Raw genomic sequence first — 17312 nt, forward strand, 5'->3', positions numbered from 1 at the left:
CTGTCCGGTTCAAGGGCAAACCCGCATTGTAGCGGCCCGCGCGCCGGTGCCGGTTCAGGCCTGCAGGACCCGCTGCAGGCGTTGCGCGACCCAGCGTTCGGAGAACCCGTCGCCCCTCCAGTTTTCCAGGAAGCCGCAATGGCCACCCCAGCACGCGGTCTCCAGGCGGGCATGCTGCGGCAGCTGCCAGTCGCGGAAGGTCGAGTACGGGATTACCGGATCATCCTGCGCCATCAGGATGTCGGCCGGCACCTGCAGGCTGGACAGGCGGTCACCGGCAATCGAGTAGCCATCGAAATAGGCCTGCAGCGAACCGAAGCTGGTGTGCCGTTCGACCAGCCAGGCCGTCAGCGCACGGATGTCCAGCTTCAGCACGCGGTCGTCGCAGTCGCTCAGTTCGGGGAACAGGTCGCGCTTGCGGCGCAGCGAACCGGCCCACTTGCGGCGGAAATACCAGTCGTACATCGCCGGGCCGTTCTCGATGCTCTCCATGGTCAACGCCGGGTCCAGCACCGGGCAAACCGAGGCCACGCGCAGCAGCGGCACGCCGGCCGCAGGCGCGCGCAGCGCCAGGCGCAGCACGAAGTTCCCGCCCAGCGAATAGCCGGCCGCGACCAGCGGCAGCTGTGGCCAGCGCCGGGCGATATCGCCCGCGGCGTGCACCACTTCGTCGATCAGGTTGGAGTGGAAGATGCCGGGATTGAGGTGATGGGTGTTGCCGTGGTCGCGGAAGTTGAGCCGCACCACGTCGAAGCCCTGCTCCAGCATGCGCGCAGCGGCCATGCGCATGTAGCTGGATTCGGCGCTGCCCTCCCAGCCATGCAGCAGCAGGGCCATGCCGCGGGGTTCGCGGCCTTCCACATGGCTGTGCCAGCCCTGCAGGCGCACGCCGTCACCCCCGTCGAGAATCAGCTCCTCGCTGACCGCGCCGGTGGCCGCCAGCAGCAGCAGGCCACGCTGCAGGCGCATCCGGCTGGAGCTGAGCATCGACTGCAGGTGCGGGTTGCGCAGCCAGCGCGGCGGCTGGTAGTCCGCCGCGTGCAGCGTCGGCGTGCCGGCATCGAGGACAGGTGGCGGGACCAGGGCCACCACACCCTCACCCGGTGCCCATGGCCGCCACGATGCGCGCACGCGAGGTTTCCGCGATGCGCCGACGGCCTTCCAGGTCCTGGGCACTGATCGGTGCCAGGAAGTGCACTTCCGCACGTCGCGCCGGCTCACCGAGCAGGCGCAGGAAATTGGCGAAGAAGCTCTCGCCCGGGCCGAACGCGACGATGGTCTGTGCGTCGCCCCTGTCCCCGTACACCAGCGCCACCGGTTGCACCGGTACGCCGGTTTCAACCGCCGCCTGGAAAATGCGGGCATGGAACGGGCCCACTTCGTGGCCACCGCGGGTGCGCCCTTCCGGGAACACGCCGACCGCCTTGCCTTCGCGCAGGCGGTCGGCCATCACCTGCATCACGCCGCCGAGCGACTCGGTATTGCCGCGCTGGTGGAAGATGGTCTGGCCACGCGCGGCCAGCCAACCGACCAGCGGCCAGCTGGCGATCTCGCGCTTGGCGACGAAGCCCATCATGCGCTGGCTGTGCAGGATGCAGATGTCGACCCAGCTGACATGGTTGGCCACGAACAGCACGGCACCGGGCAGCGGCTGGCCGATCCGCGACAGGCGGAAGCCGAACACCCACATCAAGCCTCCCTGCCACCAGTTCACCACCTTGGCGCCCAGCCGGTCCTGGCCCACGCGCAGGTTGGCCCACGGCGCCAGCATGCCGATCAGGGTCAGCGGCAGGAACACGATGATGTGGGCCAGCAGCAGCGGTACGCGGTACAGGTAACGGCACACACGCGCCACGCCGCCACGGGGGGCCGGAGTGGGGGAAGTCATCCGCGCACGATACCGGAGGGCCGTCATCGCTGCCAGCCGATTCAGGCCATAAGTGGACGGGATGAGGGCCATCGGCAGGAAACGCTGGGTTCTGCCGCCGTCATCGACCGTGCCGGCGGTTCAGCCGTGGCCTGCGGCCACCACTGCCAGGGTCAGCCGCGAAACGCACACCAGCCGGCCCTGCTCGTCCTCGATGCGGATTTCCCACAGCTGGGTGCTGCGGCCCACGTGCAGCGCGCGGGCGGTGCCAGTGACGGTACCCGAGCGCACGGCGCGCACATGATTGGCGTTGATCTCCAGGCCGACGCAGATCTGGCTGGCAGTGTCCACGCACAGGTTGCCGGCGCTGCTGCCGAGCGTCTCGGCCAGCACTACCGAGGCGCCGCCATGCAGGATGCCGTAGGGTTGGCGGGTACGCTCGTCCACCGGCATGGTGGCCTGCAGCCAGTCGTCGCCGGCGGCGCTGAAGACGATGCCCAGCGATGCGATGGCGGTGTTGTGGCTGAGCGCGTTGAGCTGCTCGAGGGAGACCGCTTCGCGGAACACCTGGGTCATGCCGGTACCTTCAGAGGATGGGGACGAGGCCAGCGCCGAATGCAGTCAGCATGCGCACCAGCAGCCACTTCGGGCCGACATTGACTTCGGGGAAGTCACCGACGGCGACGTAGCAGCGGTGGAAACCGGGGTCCTGCCGTGGCAGCGGCTGCGGGCAGTCCGGGCCAGGCTTGAACTCGTAGTCGGTGGCGTAGCGCCACGGCCAGAAATCGAGGATCGGCAGTGCTTCGGACGCCTTGCCCACGCTGTAGTTCAGCCCCGACAGCACCGGGGGCTTGGTCCGCGGCGCCACCGTCCAGGAGTTCTGCGGATCGATGTCACGCAGGATGCTCTGCGCCAGCTGCTCGGCGAAGGCCGGGTCGTCGATGATCACCGCGCCCTCGGTATTGTAGTTCTCGCTGCGCGGATCGAAGTTGTGGGTGCCGACCACGCCGATGCGGCGGTCGACCACCAGCGACTTGGCATGCAGGCCCATGCGCGCGCCCCGGCGGGTCACCGGCAACGGCTTGTTGACCGCCTTGCTGCCCAGGAACGACGGTCGCGTCTCGGTGCGCAGCAGGCGGGTCTCGACCTCGCTGCCGGCGGCGCGGCGGCGCTCGCGGGCGTTCTGGTAGGCGCTGCCGGTGCGCGGATGGTTCACCGGGCCCCGCTTGCCGGAGCTGCCCGAGCTTCCGCTGCTGCCATGGGCATTGCTGCCGGCGGCACTGCCGCCGATCAGCGGATTGCGATGCTCGCCGTCCTCGCCGTCGGCGGCGGTGATCGGATCCGGCAGCAGGTTGCGGTAGTCCACCGGCGCGGCCAGCGGGAACGGCTTGTATTCGAAGATGTTGAAGCCCAGTTCGCGCATGTTGCGCCGCTTGTACTTGTAGGACAGCGCATACACGATCGGGTTGTCGGTGGCCGCCAGGCTGTTGCTGGACACCACCACGCGCGGCGGCTGCGGGCGCTTGCGCAGCTCGCGGAACAGCTTCTGCGCCGGCTTGGAGAGCACCAGGTACGGCGTCTGCAGGATCACTTCCTTCTGCGCGCCGGCAATCAGGGCATCCAGCTGGGGCTCGGTCACGTGCTGGCCGGCCAGCGGCGCGTCGGCCTTTTCGCGGCGGTGCTTGCGTGGCAGGTCGGCCACGTAGCGCACTGAAGCCACTGGCAGGGCGGTATCGACGAAGGTGCGGGTGATGAAATCGATGTCGCTGGCTTCCGCGCTGACCCGCTGCACCCGCTCGGGTCGGCGGAAGGCCGCCGCAGGCAGCGCGGGCACGCCCTCGCGCAGCAGGGTGCGGCCGACGTCGTTCAGGCGCTCGGCTGGCACGCTGCGGCGGGCGCGCCAGAAGGCGTCGAAGTTGGTGGCCATCGCCCGCGCCTCCGGGCCGGCGATCAGTACGTCGCGATCGCGGAAGTTGTACTCGCGGTCCCAGTCGTAATAGTCGTCCTGGTAATTGCGCCCGCCCACCACGCCGATCGCATCGTCGATCACCAGCAGCTTGTTGTGCATGCGCTGGTTGAAGCGGCGGAAGCAGCACAGCACGCTGCCGGCGTAGTCGAAGTAGTTCAGGCGGGCCTTGCCGAAGGTCGGGTTGTAGACGCGCAGCTGGAAGTTCTCGTGGGCGCCGGACAGGGCTCCGAGGATCTGCAGGTCGGAGATCGCCGAGAGCTGATCGATCAGCACCCGTACCTTGACCCCGCGCCGGGCGGCGGCCAGCAGCTCGTCGATGACCAGGCGCGCGCTATCGTCCTTGTCGAAGATGTAGGTCTGCAGGTCGATGCTGCGGGTGGCGCTGCGCATCAGGTTCAACCGCGCGACCAGGGCGCCTTCGCCTTCGTCCAGCAGGGTGGCGTAGTGGCGGGGGCGCTCCGGGGTGGATTCGGCGAACGCCTGTCCCGCCAGCGCGCGCAGCGGCGAGTCCAGTGCGCAGCGGTCGTCGCGCCGGCAATCGACCTCGGTCGAGCGCGCCTGCACGGCGATCGCCTCGGCACGGTCGCGCTCGGCATGCGACAGCGACGCGCAGCCGCTGCCCAGCAACACGGTTGCCAGCGCCAGTACACGCAGCAGGAGCTTCACGGGTTCGGCGCCTCGCTCAGGCGCGCACGCAATACGAAAGTCACTCGGTCACTCAAGGCAAGCTGCCAGCTGTCCATGCCATACCGGCCTCGTTGCACGGTACCGCGGCTGACGACGTCGCAATCATAGCCGGGTCGGGCGCATTCCGCTTTCTCGACCTTCAGGGACTCGGGGTGGCTGATGCCGCGCAGGGTCAGCCGGCCATGGATGTCACCACCCTGCTTCACGAGTTCCGGCCCATACGGCAGCGAGTCGAACTCGACTACCGGATGGCGCCCGGCATCGAAGAACTCCTCGCCGCGCATCCAGCCGGTGTAACGTGCCTTGCCGGGAATCTCGACCGAGCGCGTGAACATCTTCAGGTGCACCTGGTGGCGGCCGTCGGACAGGATCTCGATGCGCCCTTCGAAATGCGGGAACACGCCCTCGATGCGCTGGCCGAAGCGGGTACGCACCTCGAAGCCGATCCGCGAACGCTGGGTGTCCAGGTGCAGCACCCGTGGCGCTTCTGCCGCCACAGGCGGCAACGGGGTCGGCGGTGGCACGGTGGCCCAGGCCGGGCCGAATGCCAGCAGCACGGGCAGCAGATAGCGGCTGCGCCGCGCCAGGCTCATTGGATCACGGCCACCAGAACGCGTTCAGGCTGGCCACGCCCGGTTCAATCGAGGCTTCCCGCGGGAAGCCGAGCACGGCGATACCGGCCGGCGGCATGCCGCGGTAGTCGCTGCTGGTGCCCTCGGTCATCAACGCGACCAGGCGCTCCAGGCCCGGGTTGTGGCCGACGACCAGCAACCGGTCGAGATCGCGGCGATCATCCACCAGTGCGGCCAGGGTGCCCGGGGTCGCTTCGTAGATCCGGTCTTCCAGGCGCTTCTCCACGTAGCCGATGGCGGCCAGCACGGCTTCCAGGGTCTCGCGGGTGCGCCGCGCCGGCGAGCACAGCACGCAGTCCGGCAGCAGGTTGTTTTCCTTCAGCCACTTGCCGGCGGCTTCGGCTTCGGCCAGCCCCACCGGCGACAACGGCCGGTCGAGATCGGCCTGGCCAGGGGTGGCCGGTTCGGCATGGGCATGGCGCAGCAGGATCAGTTCACGCATCGCGGGTTTCCATCAAGGAGTGGAGGCTTGCTGCACTTACAGCTTCAGCCAGGACAGCAGGGGTGCCCAGTCGGCCTGGTGCTCGCGCACCTGGGCCGACCGGTAGTCGAACAGGCTGCGGCCCAGCCCGGTCATGACCACGTAGCTCTGGCTGTCACGCAGCTGCGTGACCACCGGGTACGGCCATTCGGCCAGCATGTGCAGGGCCTGCTGCGAGGTCTGGGTCCACGGCTTGGTGCGGTTGAGGACCAGCCCGACCGGCAGCTTGCGGCTGTGTACCCGTGGGTTCCGCGCCAGGCTGTTGAGGAAGCCGACAATGGCTTCGATGTCCAGCGCCGAGGGCAGCACCGGCACCACCACCGCATCGGCGGCGTCGAGGAAATGCGGGATGTCGTCGGCCAGTGCGCCGGCCGGTGCATCGATGATGACGGTCCGGGTGCCTTCGGGCAGCGTCTGCGCCCACTGCTTCTTCCGGTACACGTCGATCGGCAGGACCGCGCTCTCCAGCCCGGCCCGGCGTTGTGCCCAGCGGGTGCTGGAGCCCTGCGGGTCGGCGTCGGCGATCACCGTGGCCTTGCCCTGCAATGCCGCGTACGCGGCCAGGTGGGTGGCGACGGTGGTCTTGCCCACCCCGCCCTTGGAACCGGCCACCAGGATCGTCTTCATGCCAGCCTCGCTTCCGGGTACGTGCCCCGAGCGTACACCGGCGGTGGTGACGGAAGGTAGCGCCGTGCTGAACCTGGGCTGCCGCCTTTGCTATCGTGGCGCTCCCGAAGGATCGAACCGGCATGAGCGAACTGCAGGACCTGAGCGCGCTGATCCGCGCCAATACCCCCTTGATCGTGGTCGAGACCCAGGACGAGGGGCGCATCGTCGAACTGTTCCGGCAGACGCTGATGCACGTGTGGCGGGCCCTGCACCGCTGGTCCATCACCGAGGGCCTGCGCCGCATCGACCTGGACCACGAGGACCCACCGGTCGGCCCGCCCGATGCCAGCGCCGCGCTGCAGATGATCCGCCAGGCCAACCAGCGTGGCGTCTACCTGCTGCTCGATTTCCACCCCTACCTGGGCTACGCCAGCCACCAGCGCGCGCTGCGCGACCTGATCCAGCGCCGTCACAGCGAGCCGCACGTGCTGGTGCTGATCGGTGCCAAGGTGGAGCTGCCGGCTGAGCTGGAGGCGCTGGCGGTGCGCTTCAACCCGCGCCTGCCCGATGCCAATGCCCTGCTGAAGATGCTGCGCGAGGAGGCCGATGCCTACGCCCGCGAGCACGGCGGCCGCCGCGTCGAGGTCGACAGCGAGGCGGTGAAGAAGATCCTGAAGAACCTGCAGGGCCTGAGCCTGATCGATGCCCGCCGCATTGCCCGCCAGCTGATCTACGCCGACGGCGCGCTGCGCGACGACGACCTGCCGCAGCTGGCACGACTGAAATTCGAGCTGCTCAACCGCAGCGGCCACCTGTTCTTCGAGCATGACAGCGCGCGCTTCGGCGACGTGGCCGGGGCCAACCGGCTCAAGCGCTGGATCAACCAGCGCCGGGTCGCCTTCATTGCCGGCTCGGCGCCGGCCGGGCTCGATCCGCCACGTGGCATGCTGCTGCTGGGCGTGCAGGGCTGCGGCAAGTCGATGCTGGCCAAGGCCACCGCCGCCGGCTTCGGTGTCCCCCTGCTGCGCCTGGACGTCGGCGCGCTGTACAACAAGTACCACGGCGAGACCGAGGCCAACCTGCGCCAGGCACTGGCCTCGGCCGAGCAGCTGGCGCCCTGCGTGCTGTGGATGGACGAGATCGAGAAGGGCCTGGCCAGCGGTGGCGAGGACGGTGGCGTGTCGCGCCGCGTGCTCGGCTACCTGCTGACCTGGATGGCCGAGCGCAAGGCGCCGGTCTTCATCGTCGCCACCGCCAACCAGGTGCACGAGCTGCCGGCCGAACTGCTGCGCAAGGGCCGTTTCGACGAGATCTTCTTCGTCGACCTGCCCACGCCGGAGGTGCGCGTGGAACTGTTGCGGCTGCACTTGGGGCGACGCCAGCTCAATGCCGATGATTTCGCGCTGCCGGCGCTGGCGGCCGCCGCCAACGGTTTCTCCGGCGCGGAGATCGAGCAGGCCATCGTGGCCGGGCTGTATGCGGCCCATGCCGAGGGCCGGCCATTGGATACCGAGCTGCTGATGAACGAGATCCGCGCGACGCGGCCACTGTCGGTGCTGATGGCCGAGCAGGTCGAGGCATTGCGGGGATGGGCATCGGGGCGGACGGTTTCCGCGGACGATTGAGGTTTCCCGCGAACGGCGCAGCCCCCGCGTGGCGGCTGGTTGGCTGAGAACATCAAAAGCCGCGCTTGGCCAGGCGGGGTGGATTCGCGGGGGACGCCGTGAATCCGTCCCTGGAGGCCTGGCCGCGGCATCCATGCTGCGGACTGATCTGGCCCCCATGGACGGGTTTACGGCGGCGCCGCAAATCCACAGTGCCCCGCCATACCTCAGGAAACTCGCGTTGGCTTTGGCTTTGGCCGTTGCCTCTGCGGGTGCCGGGTGCAACCCGGCCGGACCCGTCCGTCAGGGCCAGGCCGGCGGCGCTGCCGCCCAGGCCTGCTGCACTTCCGCCAGCGACGCGCGCTCGTCCTCGCGCCACTGCGGCAACAATTCGGCGAACCGGCTGCTGTCACTCCACTGTGTCGGCTCGGTGCGCACGGCAGCGGCGTACCACTGCACCGCTTCCTGCTTCTGCCCCGATCGCCACAATGCCAACGCAAACGTTGGCGGCACCCAGCTGGGCCTGCTGCGCGTGTTGCTGGCCGAGGACAGCCACTGTTCCAGCGCCGCCTCCGATCTGCCCTGGCGCAGCAGGTCCCAACCGTAGTTCCAGCGCACGCCGCGGCCGGCCGAGCTCTGCGCTGCCGATTCCTTCAAGGCCTCCGCGTACAGCTGCTCGGCCAGTTCTGCACGGCCCTGGGCACTGGCCACCGAGGCCAGCTGCACCGTAGCCTCCACCGCACGGCGGCCACGTTCGCGAAGCTTGGCCAGCTGGGCGATCAGATCGCCGCCCTCCCCCTGCACGGCTACCATCGGCGCAGCGGTCGGGTCGTTGTCGAAGTAGAACTCCTGTGGTGCCGGCAAGGCCGGCGCGGCCCACGTCGTGGCCGCTCCCGAGGCCAGCAGCAGGCTGGCCAGGATCTTTCCTGGAACTGACATTGCGTTTTCCCCCAGGCCGCAACCGCAGCCTCTCTCTCCATCCCGATCCTAACCCCAGCAACGCCAGCGATGCGAGTGCCTGGGCTGCACGACCTCGCTGTTACAATCCGCGCCTTTCCCGCCGCGTGCCCGCATGCGGCCGGTGCCAGCCGATCCTACCGGGCCAGCCATGACCAGTACCGCGCAACTCACTTCGCCCTCGTCTGCCGACCTGATCGACCGTGACTACACGCTCGACCACAAGTACACCCGCAACGAGGGGCGGATCTACCTGAGCGGCGTGCAGGCGCTGGTACGGCTGCCCTTGATGCAGCGCCTGCGCGATGCCGCCGAAGGCATCGACAGTGCCGGCTTCGTCAGCGGCTACCGCGGCAGTCCACTGGGCGGCTTCGACCTGGAGCTGTGGCGGGCGCGCAAGCACCTGGAAGCAGCCCGGGTGAAGTTCACCCCGGGCCTGAACGAGGACCTGGGCGCCACCATGGTGTGGGGCACGCAGCAGACCAACCTGTTCCCCGGCGCCAACGTGCAGGGCGTGTTCGGCATGTGGTACGGCAAGGGCCCGGGCGTGGACCGCTGCGGCGACGTGTTCAAGCACGCCAACGCCGCCGGCACCTCGCGCTACGGCGGCGTGCTGGCGCTGGCCGCCGATGACCATGCCTGCCGCAGCTCGACCCTGCCGCACGGCAGCGAGGACGAGTTCGTCAGCGCGATGATGCCGGTGCTGAACCCGGCCGGCGTGCAGGACATCCTCGACATGGGGCTGCTGGGCTGGGCGATGAGCCGCTACACCGGCCGCTGGGTCGGCTTCAAGACCATCGCCGAGACGGTGGAATCATCGGCCTCGGTCGAGGTCGACCCGATGGCACGCCGCATCGTGCTGCCGGATGACTTCGAAATGCCGTCGGGCGGGCTCAACATCCGTTGGCCGGACCCGCCGCTGGACCAGGAAATGCGCCTGCACCGTTACGCGGTGAAGGCCGCGCAGGCCTTCGCCCGCGCCAACGGCATCGACAAGGTGGTGATGGATGCGCCGCGCGCGCGGCTGGGCATCGTCACCACCGGCAAGAGCTACCTGGACGTGCTGCAGGCGCTGGAATACCTGGGCCTGGACGAAGCAGCCTGCGCCGACATCGGCATCCGCGTGTACAAGGTCGGCATGACCTGGCCACTGGAGCCGCAGGGCATCGCCCGCTTCGCGCAGGGCCTGGAAGACATCATCGTGGTGGAGGAGAAGCGCGCCTTCATCGAGCGCCAGATGAAGGAGCAGTTCTTCAACTGGCCGGCCAGCTGGGGCCAGCGCCCGTCCATCGTCGGCAAGTATGACGAAAGCGGCGAGTGGATCCTGCCGTCCACCGGCGAGTTGACCCCGGCGACCATTGCCGGCGTGATCGGCCGCCGCATCCAGAGGTTCTTCAACAACGAATCGATCGAGCAGCGCCTGCAGTGGATGCAGGAGAAGGAAGCCGAGCTTGCGCTGCCGCGCGCCAGCTTCCCGCGCGTGCCGCATTACTGCTCGGGCTGCCCGCACAACACCTCCACCACGGTGCCGGAAGGCTCGCGCGCGCTGGCCGGCATCGGTTGCCATTACATGGTGACCTGGATGGATCGCAGCACCGACACGTTCACCCACATGGGCGGTGAAGGCGTGACCTGGGCCGGGCAGGCGCCGTTCACCGATACCCCGCACGTGTTCCAGAACCTGGGCGACGGCACCTATTTCCACAGCGGCTCGCTGGCGATCCGCCAGGCGGTCGCCGCCGGCGTCAACATCACCTACAAGATCCTCTACAACGATGCGGTGGCGATGACCGGCGGCCAGCCGGTGGACGGCCCGTTGAGCGTGCCGGACATCGCAAGGCAGATGCGCGCCGAAGGCATCCACACCATCGTGGTGCTGTCGGACAACATCGGCAAGTGGACCGCCCAGCGCGAGCATTTCCCCAGCGATGTGGAGTTCCATGACCGCAGCGCGCTGGATGAAGTGCAGAAGCGCCTGCGCGAAGTGAAGGGTGTTTCGATCCTGATCTACGAACAGACCTGCGCCACCGAGAAGCGCCGGCGCCGCAAGCGCGGCAAGCTGGAAGATCCGGCCAAGCGGGTGATGATCAACTCGCTGGTCTGCGAAGGTTGCGGCGACTGCGGCAAGAAGAGCTTCTGCGTGTCGGTGCTGCCAAAGGAAACCGAATTCGGCCGCAAGCGCGAGATCGACCAGTCCAACTGCAACAAGGACTATTCCTGCGTGAATGGCTTCTGCCCGAGCTTCGTCACCGTGCACGGCGGCCAGCCGCGCAAGGGCAGCAAGCGCGATGCCTCCACGCTGCTGGACAACCTGCCGGCGCCGACGATCCGCGGCACGCTTGAGCAGCCCTGGAACATCCTGATCACCGGCGTCGGCGGTACCGGCGTGGTGACCATCGGTGCGCTGCTGGGCATGGCCGGCCACCTGGAGGGCAAGGGCGCGACCGTGCTCGACCAGACCGGACTGGCGCAGAAAGGCGGCGCGGTGACCACGCACATCCGCATCGCGCGCCGCCCGGACGACATCCACGCCGTGCGCATTGCCGCCGGCGAAGCCGACCTGGTGCTGGGCTGCGACATGGTGGTGGTCAATGATTACTGGGCGCTGTCAAAGGTCCGCGCCGGCCGCTCGCAGGTGGTACTGAACACCTATGAAGCGATGCCGGGTACGTTCACCACCCGCCCGGACATGCAGTTCCCCGCCGCCGACATCATCGCCGGCGTGCGCGTGGCACTGGGAGGCCAGGAGCCGCTGCTGCTCGATGCCACCCAGCTGGCCACGGCGCTTCTGGGCGATGCCATCGCCGCCAACCTGTTCATCCTCGGCTATGCCTGGCAGCAGGGCCTGGTGCCGCTGTCGTTCGAGTCGCTGATGCGCGCCATCGAGCTGAACGGCGCCGCCGTGGCGATGAACCAGCAGGCGTTCGCCTGGGGCCGCCTGGCCGCCGTCGATCCGCAGGCCGTACAGCAGGCTGCCGGCCTGGTACGCAACCGCCACACTGATACCGAGTCCACGCCGGGCCCATTGCATCCGCTGCCGCCGGGCGAGTGGGAAGGCAACGAATGGGGCGCCACCGCAGCACCGCGCAACACCGGCGACGAACGCGAATTGCGTGGCCTGCCCTCGCACGGTGGCGACGTGGCATTCCTGCCGCTGGACGACGCGCGCCTGTCGCGTTCGCTGGATGAAATGATCGAGCGCCGCGCCGCCTTCCTGGTCGACTACCAGGACGCGGCCTACGCCAACCGCTACCGCAGCCTGGTCGAGCGCGTGCGTGCCGCTGAAGCCGAACGCATCGGCGGTTCCACGGCGCTGACCGAAACCGTGGCGCGCTACCTGTTCAAGCTGATGGCCTACAAGGACGAGTACGAAGTGGCCCGCCTGTATACCAGCGGCGACTTCCAGCGCCGCCTGCAGCAGCAGTTCGAGGGCGACTACCAGCTGCGCTTCCACCTGGCGCCGCCGTTGTTCGCGAAGAAGGACGAGCAGGGCCGGCTGCTGAAGAAGGAGTACGGGCCGTGGATGTTCAAGGCGTTCGGCCTGCTGGCGAAGCTGAAGTTCCTGCGCGGTGGCCGCTTCGATGTGTTCGGCCGCACGGGGGAACGCCGCATGGAGCGCAGGCTGATCGCCGACTATGAGGCAACCGTGCAGCTGCTGCTGGATGGCCTGGATGACGACCGCCTGGCGCTGGCGGTGGAGATCGCCAGCATTCCCGAGCACATCCGCGGCTTCGGCCACGTCAAGGAGGCGCACGTGGAGAATGCCAAGGCGCGCGAGGCGGCGCTGCTGGCGCAGTGGCGCAACCCGAAGGCGCTGCACATCGTGCAGGTGGCCTGATGGTCGTGCCGGCCACTGGCCGGCATCCCTCCTGGCAATCGGTTGCCGGCCAGCGGCCGGCACTACCGACGGTTCAGCCCAGCCGCCACAACAGCAGGCGGTTGTTGGCCGGCATCGCCACATCCCCCAGTCGGGTGAATCCGTGGTCGGCGGCCAGCGCCTGCACCGCTTCGCTATCGCGGATGCCGCTGCGCGGATCACGTGCCTTCAGCCAGGTATCGAACTGCGCATTGCTGTCACTGGTGTAGCGGCCGCCGTAGTTGAACGGGCCGTACACCGCCAGCAGCGCGCCATGCCGCAGCACCGATGGCAGCGCGGCGAACAGTGCCTGCACGTGCTGCCAGCTCATGATGTGCAGCGTATTGGCGCTGAATGCGGCATCAAACGTGGTGCCCTCGGGCAGCGACAGGCCGGGCGCTGGCGGTAGTTCCACCTGCAGCGCGAGCGGCGGCAACAGGTTCAGCAGCGCGGCCTCTGCACGCCAAGCCTCGATGCCGGGCAGATGGTCCGGATGATCACTGGGCTGCCAGCGCAGCCACGGCCAGCGCTCGGCGAAGAAGGCCGCATGCTGGCCGGTGCCACTGCCGATCTCCAGCACCCGATGGCGGTCGCCCATCCACGGGTCGAGTGCGGTGGCGATGGGTTCGCGGTTGCGCTCGCAGGCTTCTGAATACGGCTTGCTCGACATCAGGACGGGGTCCAGGCGGGGTCGGCCCCATTGTGCACGAGGGGGGTGTTCTGAGCAGGGCTGCGCCCTGCACCTGCTCAGAGCCAGAGCAACAGCAACACCAACAGCGGGCTTCCTGTGGGATGGCGGGGCGGATCCGGTTGCGGGGGACGCCGTGAATCCGTCCATGGAGGCTCGGTCGCGCCATCCATGGCGCTCACGCCCCCGCAACCGGACCCACCCCGCCTTCGACAGTTGGCCGCGATCTGTCGGAACGGCGTACGGCCTTGGTGGGTGCCGACCGTTGGTCGGCACGGATGAATTCATTCGATATCTGACAGATGTGCCGACCAACGGTCGGCACCCACCAACAGCCACCGGCCAGCTGTCAGAGGCGGAGCGGTGTGGGTGGGCAGGACCGTTGGCGCCATGGATGGCGCCATCGAGCCCCCATGGATGGGTTAACGGCGTGTCCTGCCCACCCACACCGCCCCGCCATCCCACGGAATGCCGCTCTGGCTCTGGCTTTGGCCGTTGCCGTTGCATTGAGCAGGTGCAGGGCTGCAAGCCCTGCCGAAACCCTCCCCAACCATGACTGCAGTCACTTGTCCCCACGCCCCGCGCTGGCGAAAGTCGAGGAGTTGACGTGATCGGTCCGGCCCATTGCCGACCGCACGCAAGCGAGAGAGAGAAACGCTGTGCAACGACGTGAGTTCCTGGCTTTTTCCGGCCTGGGCATGGCGGGCCTGCTGCTGCCGCATTCCCGCGCCATCGCCGCCGAGCAGCTGCTTGCCCCGGTCGACACCACCCAGCGCAGGCGCCTGGCCGAGGTCGCGCTGGCGGCTGCGCGCAGCGCCAACGCCAGCTACTGCGATGTGCGCATCGGGCGCTACCTCAACCAGTCGGTCATCACCCGCGAGCACCAGGTCGGCAATGTGACCAACCGCGAATCGTCCGGTGTGGGCGTGCGGGTGATCGTCAACGGGGCCTGGGGCTTTGCCGCGACCCACCAGCAGACCGAGGCCGCTGTACGCGCGGCGGTCGGGCAGGCCGCGGCGATCGCCCGCGCCAACGCCAGCATCCAGACCCGGCCGGTACAGCTGGCGCCGACGCCGTCGGTCGGCGAGGTGCGCTGGCAGACCCCGATCCGCAGGAACGCGATGGCGGTGCCGGTCCAGGACAAGGTCGAACTGCTGCTGGCACTCAACGCCGCCGCGCTGGATGCGGGCGCCGACTACATCAATTCGACCCTGTTCCTGGTCAACGAGCAGAAATACTTCGCCTCCAGCGACGGTTCTTTCATCGACCAGGACATCCACCGCATCTGGCTGCCGTTCACTGCCACCGCCATCGACAAGGCCAGCGGCAAATTCCGCACCCGCGCCGGCCTGTCCTCGCCGATGGGCATGGGCTATGAGTTCCTCGATGGCGATGCGCGCGGCAAGGTACGGCTGCCCGGCGGCATCACCGCCTACCGCGATTCCTACGACCCGGTCGAGGATGCCATCGCCGCTGCCCGCCACGCACGCGAGAAGCTGAAAGCACCGTCGGTGAAGCCCGGCAAGTACGACCTGGTGCTGGATCCGTCCAACCTGTTCCTGACCATCCACGAGAATGTCGGCCACCCGCTGGAGCTGGACCGCGTGCTCGGCTACGAAGCCAACTATGCCGGTACCAGCTTCGCCACGCTGGACAAGCGCGATGCCGGTTTCCGCTGGGGCAGTGACATCGTCACCTTCTTCGCCGACAAGACCCAGCCGGGCAGCCTCGGTGCGGTTGGCTACGACGATGAAGGCGTCAAGACCCAGCGCTGGGACCTGGTGCGCGACGGCATCCTGGTCGACTACCAGGCCACCCGTGACGAGGCCCATATCCTCGGCCGCAACGCCTCGCACGGCTGCAGCTACGCCGATTCCTGGTCCAGCGTGCAGTTCCAGCGCATGGCCAATGTCTCGCTGGCGCCCGGCAAGCAGCCGCTCAGCGTCGAAGACATGATCAAGGACGTGGAGAACGGCATCTGGATCCACGGCCGTGGCTCGTATTCGATCGACCAGCAGCGCTACAACGCGCAGTTCGGCGGCCAGCTGTATTACCAGATCAAGGACGGAAAGATCGCCGGCATGGTCGAGGATGCGGCCTACCAGATCCGCACGCCGGAGTTCTGGAACGCTTGTACCGCCATTTGCGATGAGCGCGATTTCCGCCTGGGCGGTTCGTTCTTCGACGGCAAGGGCCAGCCCGGCCAGGTCTCGGCGGTCTCGCACGGGTCGTCCACCACCCGCTTCAACGGCATCAACATCATCAACACCGCGCGCAGTCTCGGCGCATGAGCCACCCATCCTTCGACGTGGAGAGCAGCCTTGCAAAGACGTGACTTCCTGGCCCTGACCGGGCTTACCGCGGGCGGGCTGATCGTGCCCTCCTTCTTCGGCAAGGTGATCGCCGCCGAGCAGCTTCAGTCCAGCCTCGACCCGGCGTTGAAGAAGCGCCTGGCCGACGCCGCACTGCAGGCCGCACGCAGCGCCGGCGCCACCTACTGCGATGTGCGCATCGGCCGCTACCTGCGGCAGTTCGTGATCACCCGCGAGGACAAGGTGCAGAATGTGGTGAACACCGAGTCCACCGGCGTCGGCATCCGCGTGATCGTCAACGGTGCCTGGGGCTTCGCCGCCACCAATGCGCTGGGCACCGCCGAGGTGGCCAGGGCCGCGCAGCAGGCCGCAGCGATCGCCAAGGCCAACGCCGGCGTGCAGACCGCGCCGGTGCAGCTGGCCAAGGCGCCGGGCGTCGGTGAGGTGAGCTGGCGCACGCCGATCCGCAAGAATGCGATGGAGGTGCCGATCAAGGAAAAGGTCGATCTGCTGCTGGACGTCAATGCCGCCGCGATGGGCGCCGGTGCCAGCTTCGTCAACTCGATGCTGTTCCTGGTCAACGAGCAGAAGTACTTCGCCTCCACCGATGGTTCCTACATCGACCAGGACGTGCATCGCATCTGGGCGCCGATGACGGTCACCGCGATCGACAAGGCCAGTGGCAAGTTCCGCACCCGCGAGGGCCTGTCCTCGCCGATGGGGCTGGGCTACGAGTACCTGGAGGGTGCCGCCGCCGGCAAGGTGGTCAGCCCCAATGGCGTGGTCAACTACAGCACCTCCTACGATATGAAGGAGGACGCCATCGCCGCCGCCAGGCAGGCGCAGGAAAAGCTGAAGGCACCGTCGGTGAAGCCGGGCAAGTACGACCTGGTGCTCGACCCGTCGCACACCTGGCTGACGATCCATGAATCGATCGGCCACCCGCTGGAACTGGATCGCGTGCTCGGCTACGAAGCCAACTACGCCGGCACCAGCTTCGCCACCCTGGACAAGCGCGAGCAGCATTTCCAGTACGGCAGCGAACTGGTCAACATCTTCGCCGACAAGACCCAGCCGGGCAGCCTTGGCGCCGTGGCGTACGACGATGAAGGCGTGAAGTGCAAGCGCTGGGACCTGATCAGCAACGGCAAGCTGGTCGACTACCAGACCATCCGCGACCAGGCCCACATCCTTGGCAAGACCGAGTCCGACGGCTGCTGCTATGCCGACTCGTGGTCCAGCGTGCAGTTCCAGCGCATGGCCAACGTATCGATGGCGCCGGGCAAGAAGCCGCTGAGCGTGCCGGACCTGATCAAGGACGTGGAGAACGGCATCTACATCATCGGTGACGGCTCATTCTCGATCGACCAGCAGCGCTACAACGCGCAGTTCGGTGGCCAGCTGTTCTACGAGATCAAGAACGGCCAGATCACCCGCATGCTGGAAGACGTGGCCTACCAGATCCGCACGCCGGAGTTCTGGAATGCCTGCACCGCCGTGGCCGACGAGCGCGACTACCGCCTGGGCGGTTCGTTCTTCGACGGCAAGGGCCAGCCGGGCCAGGTCTCGGCGGTCTCGCACGGTTCGTCGACCGCGCGCTTCAACGGCATCAATGTCATCAACACCGCACGCAGCCTCGGCTGACCGGTC

Annotated in this window: 13 protein-coding genes; 4 read left to right on the top strand and 9 right to left on the bottom strand. The window is 68.0% G+C overall.

Annotated features, from left to right (window positions below):
• Positions 1-54: 54 nt before the first annotated feature.
• From A9K58_RS14570 to A9K58_RS14600, 7 genes are all read right to left on the bottom strand, one after another.
• On the bottom strand, positions 55-1089 hold the full coding sequence (locus tag A9K58_RS14570; protein ID WP_081284092.1) for a YheT family hydrolase: 1035 nt from the start codon (positions 1087-1089) through the stop codon (positions 55-57).
• 7 nt (positions 1090-1096) lie between these two features.
• Complete coding sequence (locus A9K58_RS14575; protein WP_065200020.1) at positions 1097-1888, bottom strand: lysophospholipid acyltransferase family protein; 792 nt, start codon at positions 1886-1888, stop codon at positions 1097-1099.
• A 120-nt stretch (positions 1889-2008) separates the two neighbouring features.
• Entirely contained in the window at positions 2009-2443 is a 435-nt protein-coding gene (locus A9K58_RS14580) for a hotdog fold thioesterase (RefSeq protein ID WP_065200021.1), read from the bottom strand.
• Positions 2444-2453: 10 nt separating this feature from the next.
• Complete coding sequence (locus A9K58_RS14585) at positions 2454-4502, bottom strand: phospholipase D family protein (RefSeq protein ID WP_065200022.1); 2049 nt, start codon at positions 4500-4502, stop codon at positions 2454-2456.
• Positions 4499-5116 carry a YceI family protein gene (locus A9K58_RS14590; RefSeq protein WP_065200023.1) on the bottom strand — a complete coding sequence of 206 codons (618 nt, stop codon included), beginning with the start codon at positions 5114-5116 and terminating at the stop codon, positions 4499-4501. Before A9K58_RS14590 ends, A9K58_RS14585 begins: the two co-directional genes overlap by 4 nt.
• A 4-nt stretch (positions 5117-5120) precedes the next feature.
• The gene (locus A9K58_RS14595; protein WP_065200024.1) at positions 5121-5597 is read right to left on the bottom strand and encodes a SixA phosphatase family protein; all 477 of its coding nucleotides are present in this window, start codon (positions 5595-5597) and stop codon (positions 5121-5123) included.
• Positions 5598-5633: 36 nt separating this feature from the next.
• Positions 5634-6263 carry a ParA family protein gene (locus A9K58_RS14600; RefSeq protein ID WP_065200025.1) on the bottom strand — a complete coding sequence of 210 codons (630 nt, stop codon included), beginning with the start codon at positions 6261-6263 and terminating at the stop codon, positions 5634-5636.
• Positions 6264-6385: 122 nt separating this feature from the next.
• Between A9K58_RS14600 and A9K58_RS14605 the strand changes: the two genes are divergently transcribed.
• The gene (locus tag A9K58_RS14605; protein WP_065200026.1) at positions 6386-7870 is read left to right on the top strand and encodes an AAA family ATPase; all 1485 of its coding nucleotides are present in this window, start codon (positions 6386-6388) and stop codon (positions 7868-7870) included.
• Positions 7871-8152: 282 nt separating this feature from the next.
• On the opposite strand, the gene A9K58_RS14610 is transcribed toward A9K58_RS14605, so the two are convergent.
• On the bottom strand, positions 8153-8788 hold the full coding sequence (locus A9K58_RS14610; RefSeq protein ID WP_065200027.1) for a hypothetical protein: 636 nt from the start codon (positions 8786-8788) through the stop codon (positions 8153-8155).
• A gap of 169 nt (positions 8789-8957) precedes the next feature.
• On the opposite strand from A9K58_RS14610, the gene A9K58_RS14615 reads away from it, so the two are divergent.
• Positions 8958-12644 (top strand): indolepyruvate ferredoxin oxidoreductase family protein, encoded by a 3687-nt coding sequence (locus A9K58_RS14615; RefSeq protein WP_065200028.1) that lies wholly within the window; start codon positions 8958-8960, stop codon positions 12642-12644.
• A 73-nt stretch (positions 12645-12717) separates the two neighbouring features.
• On the opposite strand, the gene A9K58_RS14620 is transcribed toward A9K58_RS14615, so the two are convergent.
• Positions 12718-13332 carry a DUF938 domain-containing protein gene (locus A9K58_RS14620; RefSeq protein ID WP_065200029.1) on the bottom strand — a complete coding sequence of 205 codons (615 nt, stop codon included), beginning with the start codon at positions 13330-13332 and terminating at the stop codon, positions 12718-12720.
• A gap of 677 nt (positions 13333-14009) precedes the next feature.
• On the opposite strand from A9K58_RS14620, the gene A9K58_RS14625 reads away from it, so the two are divergent.
• Both A9K58_RS14625 and A9K58_RS14630 read left to right on the top strand, forming a co-directional pair.
• Complete coding sequence (locus A9K58_RS14625) at positions 14010-15641, top strand: TldD/PmbA family protein (RefSeq protein ID WP_065200030.1); 1632 nt, start codon at positions 14010-14012, stop codon at positions 15639-15641.
• Between the two features lie 30 nt (positions 15642-15671).
• Positions 15672-17306, top strand: a complete 1635-nt coding sequence (locus A9K58_RS14630; RefSeq protein ID WP_065200031.1) for a TldD/PmbA family protein — start codon at positions 15672-15674, stop codon at positions 17304-17306.
• The last annotated feature ends 6 nt before the right edge of the window (positions 17307-17312 follow it).

This window comes from Stenotrophomonas maltophilia (assembly GCF_001676385.1).
Classification (GTDB): domain Bacteria; phylum Pseudomonadota; class Gammaproteobacteria; order Xanthomonadales; family Xanthomonadaceae; genus Stenotrophomonas; species Stenotrophomonas maltophilia_J.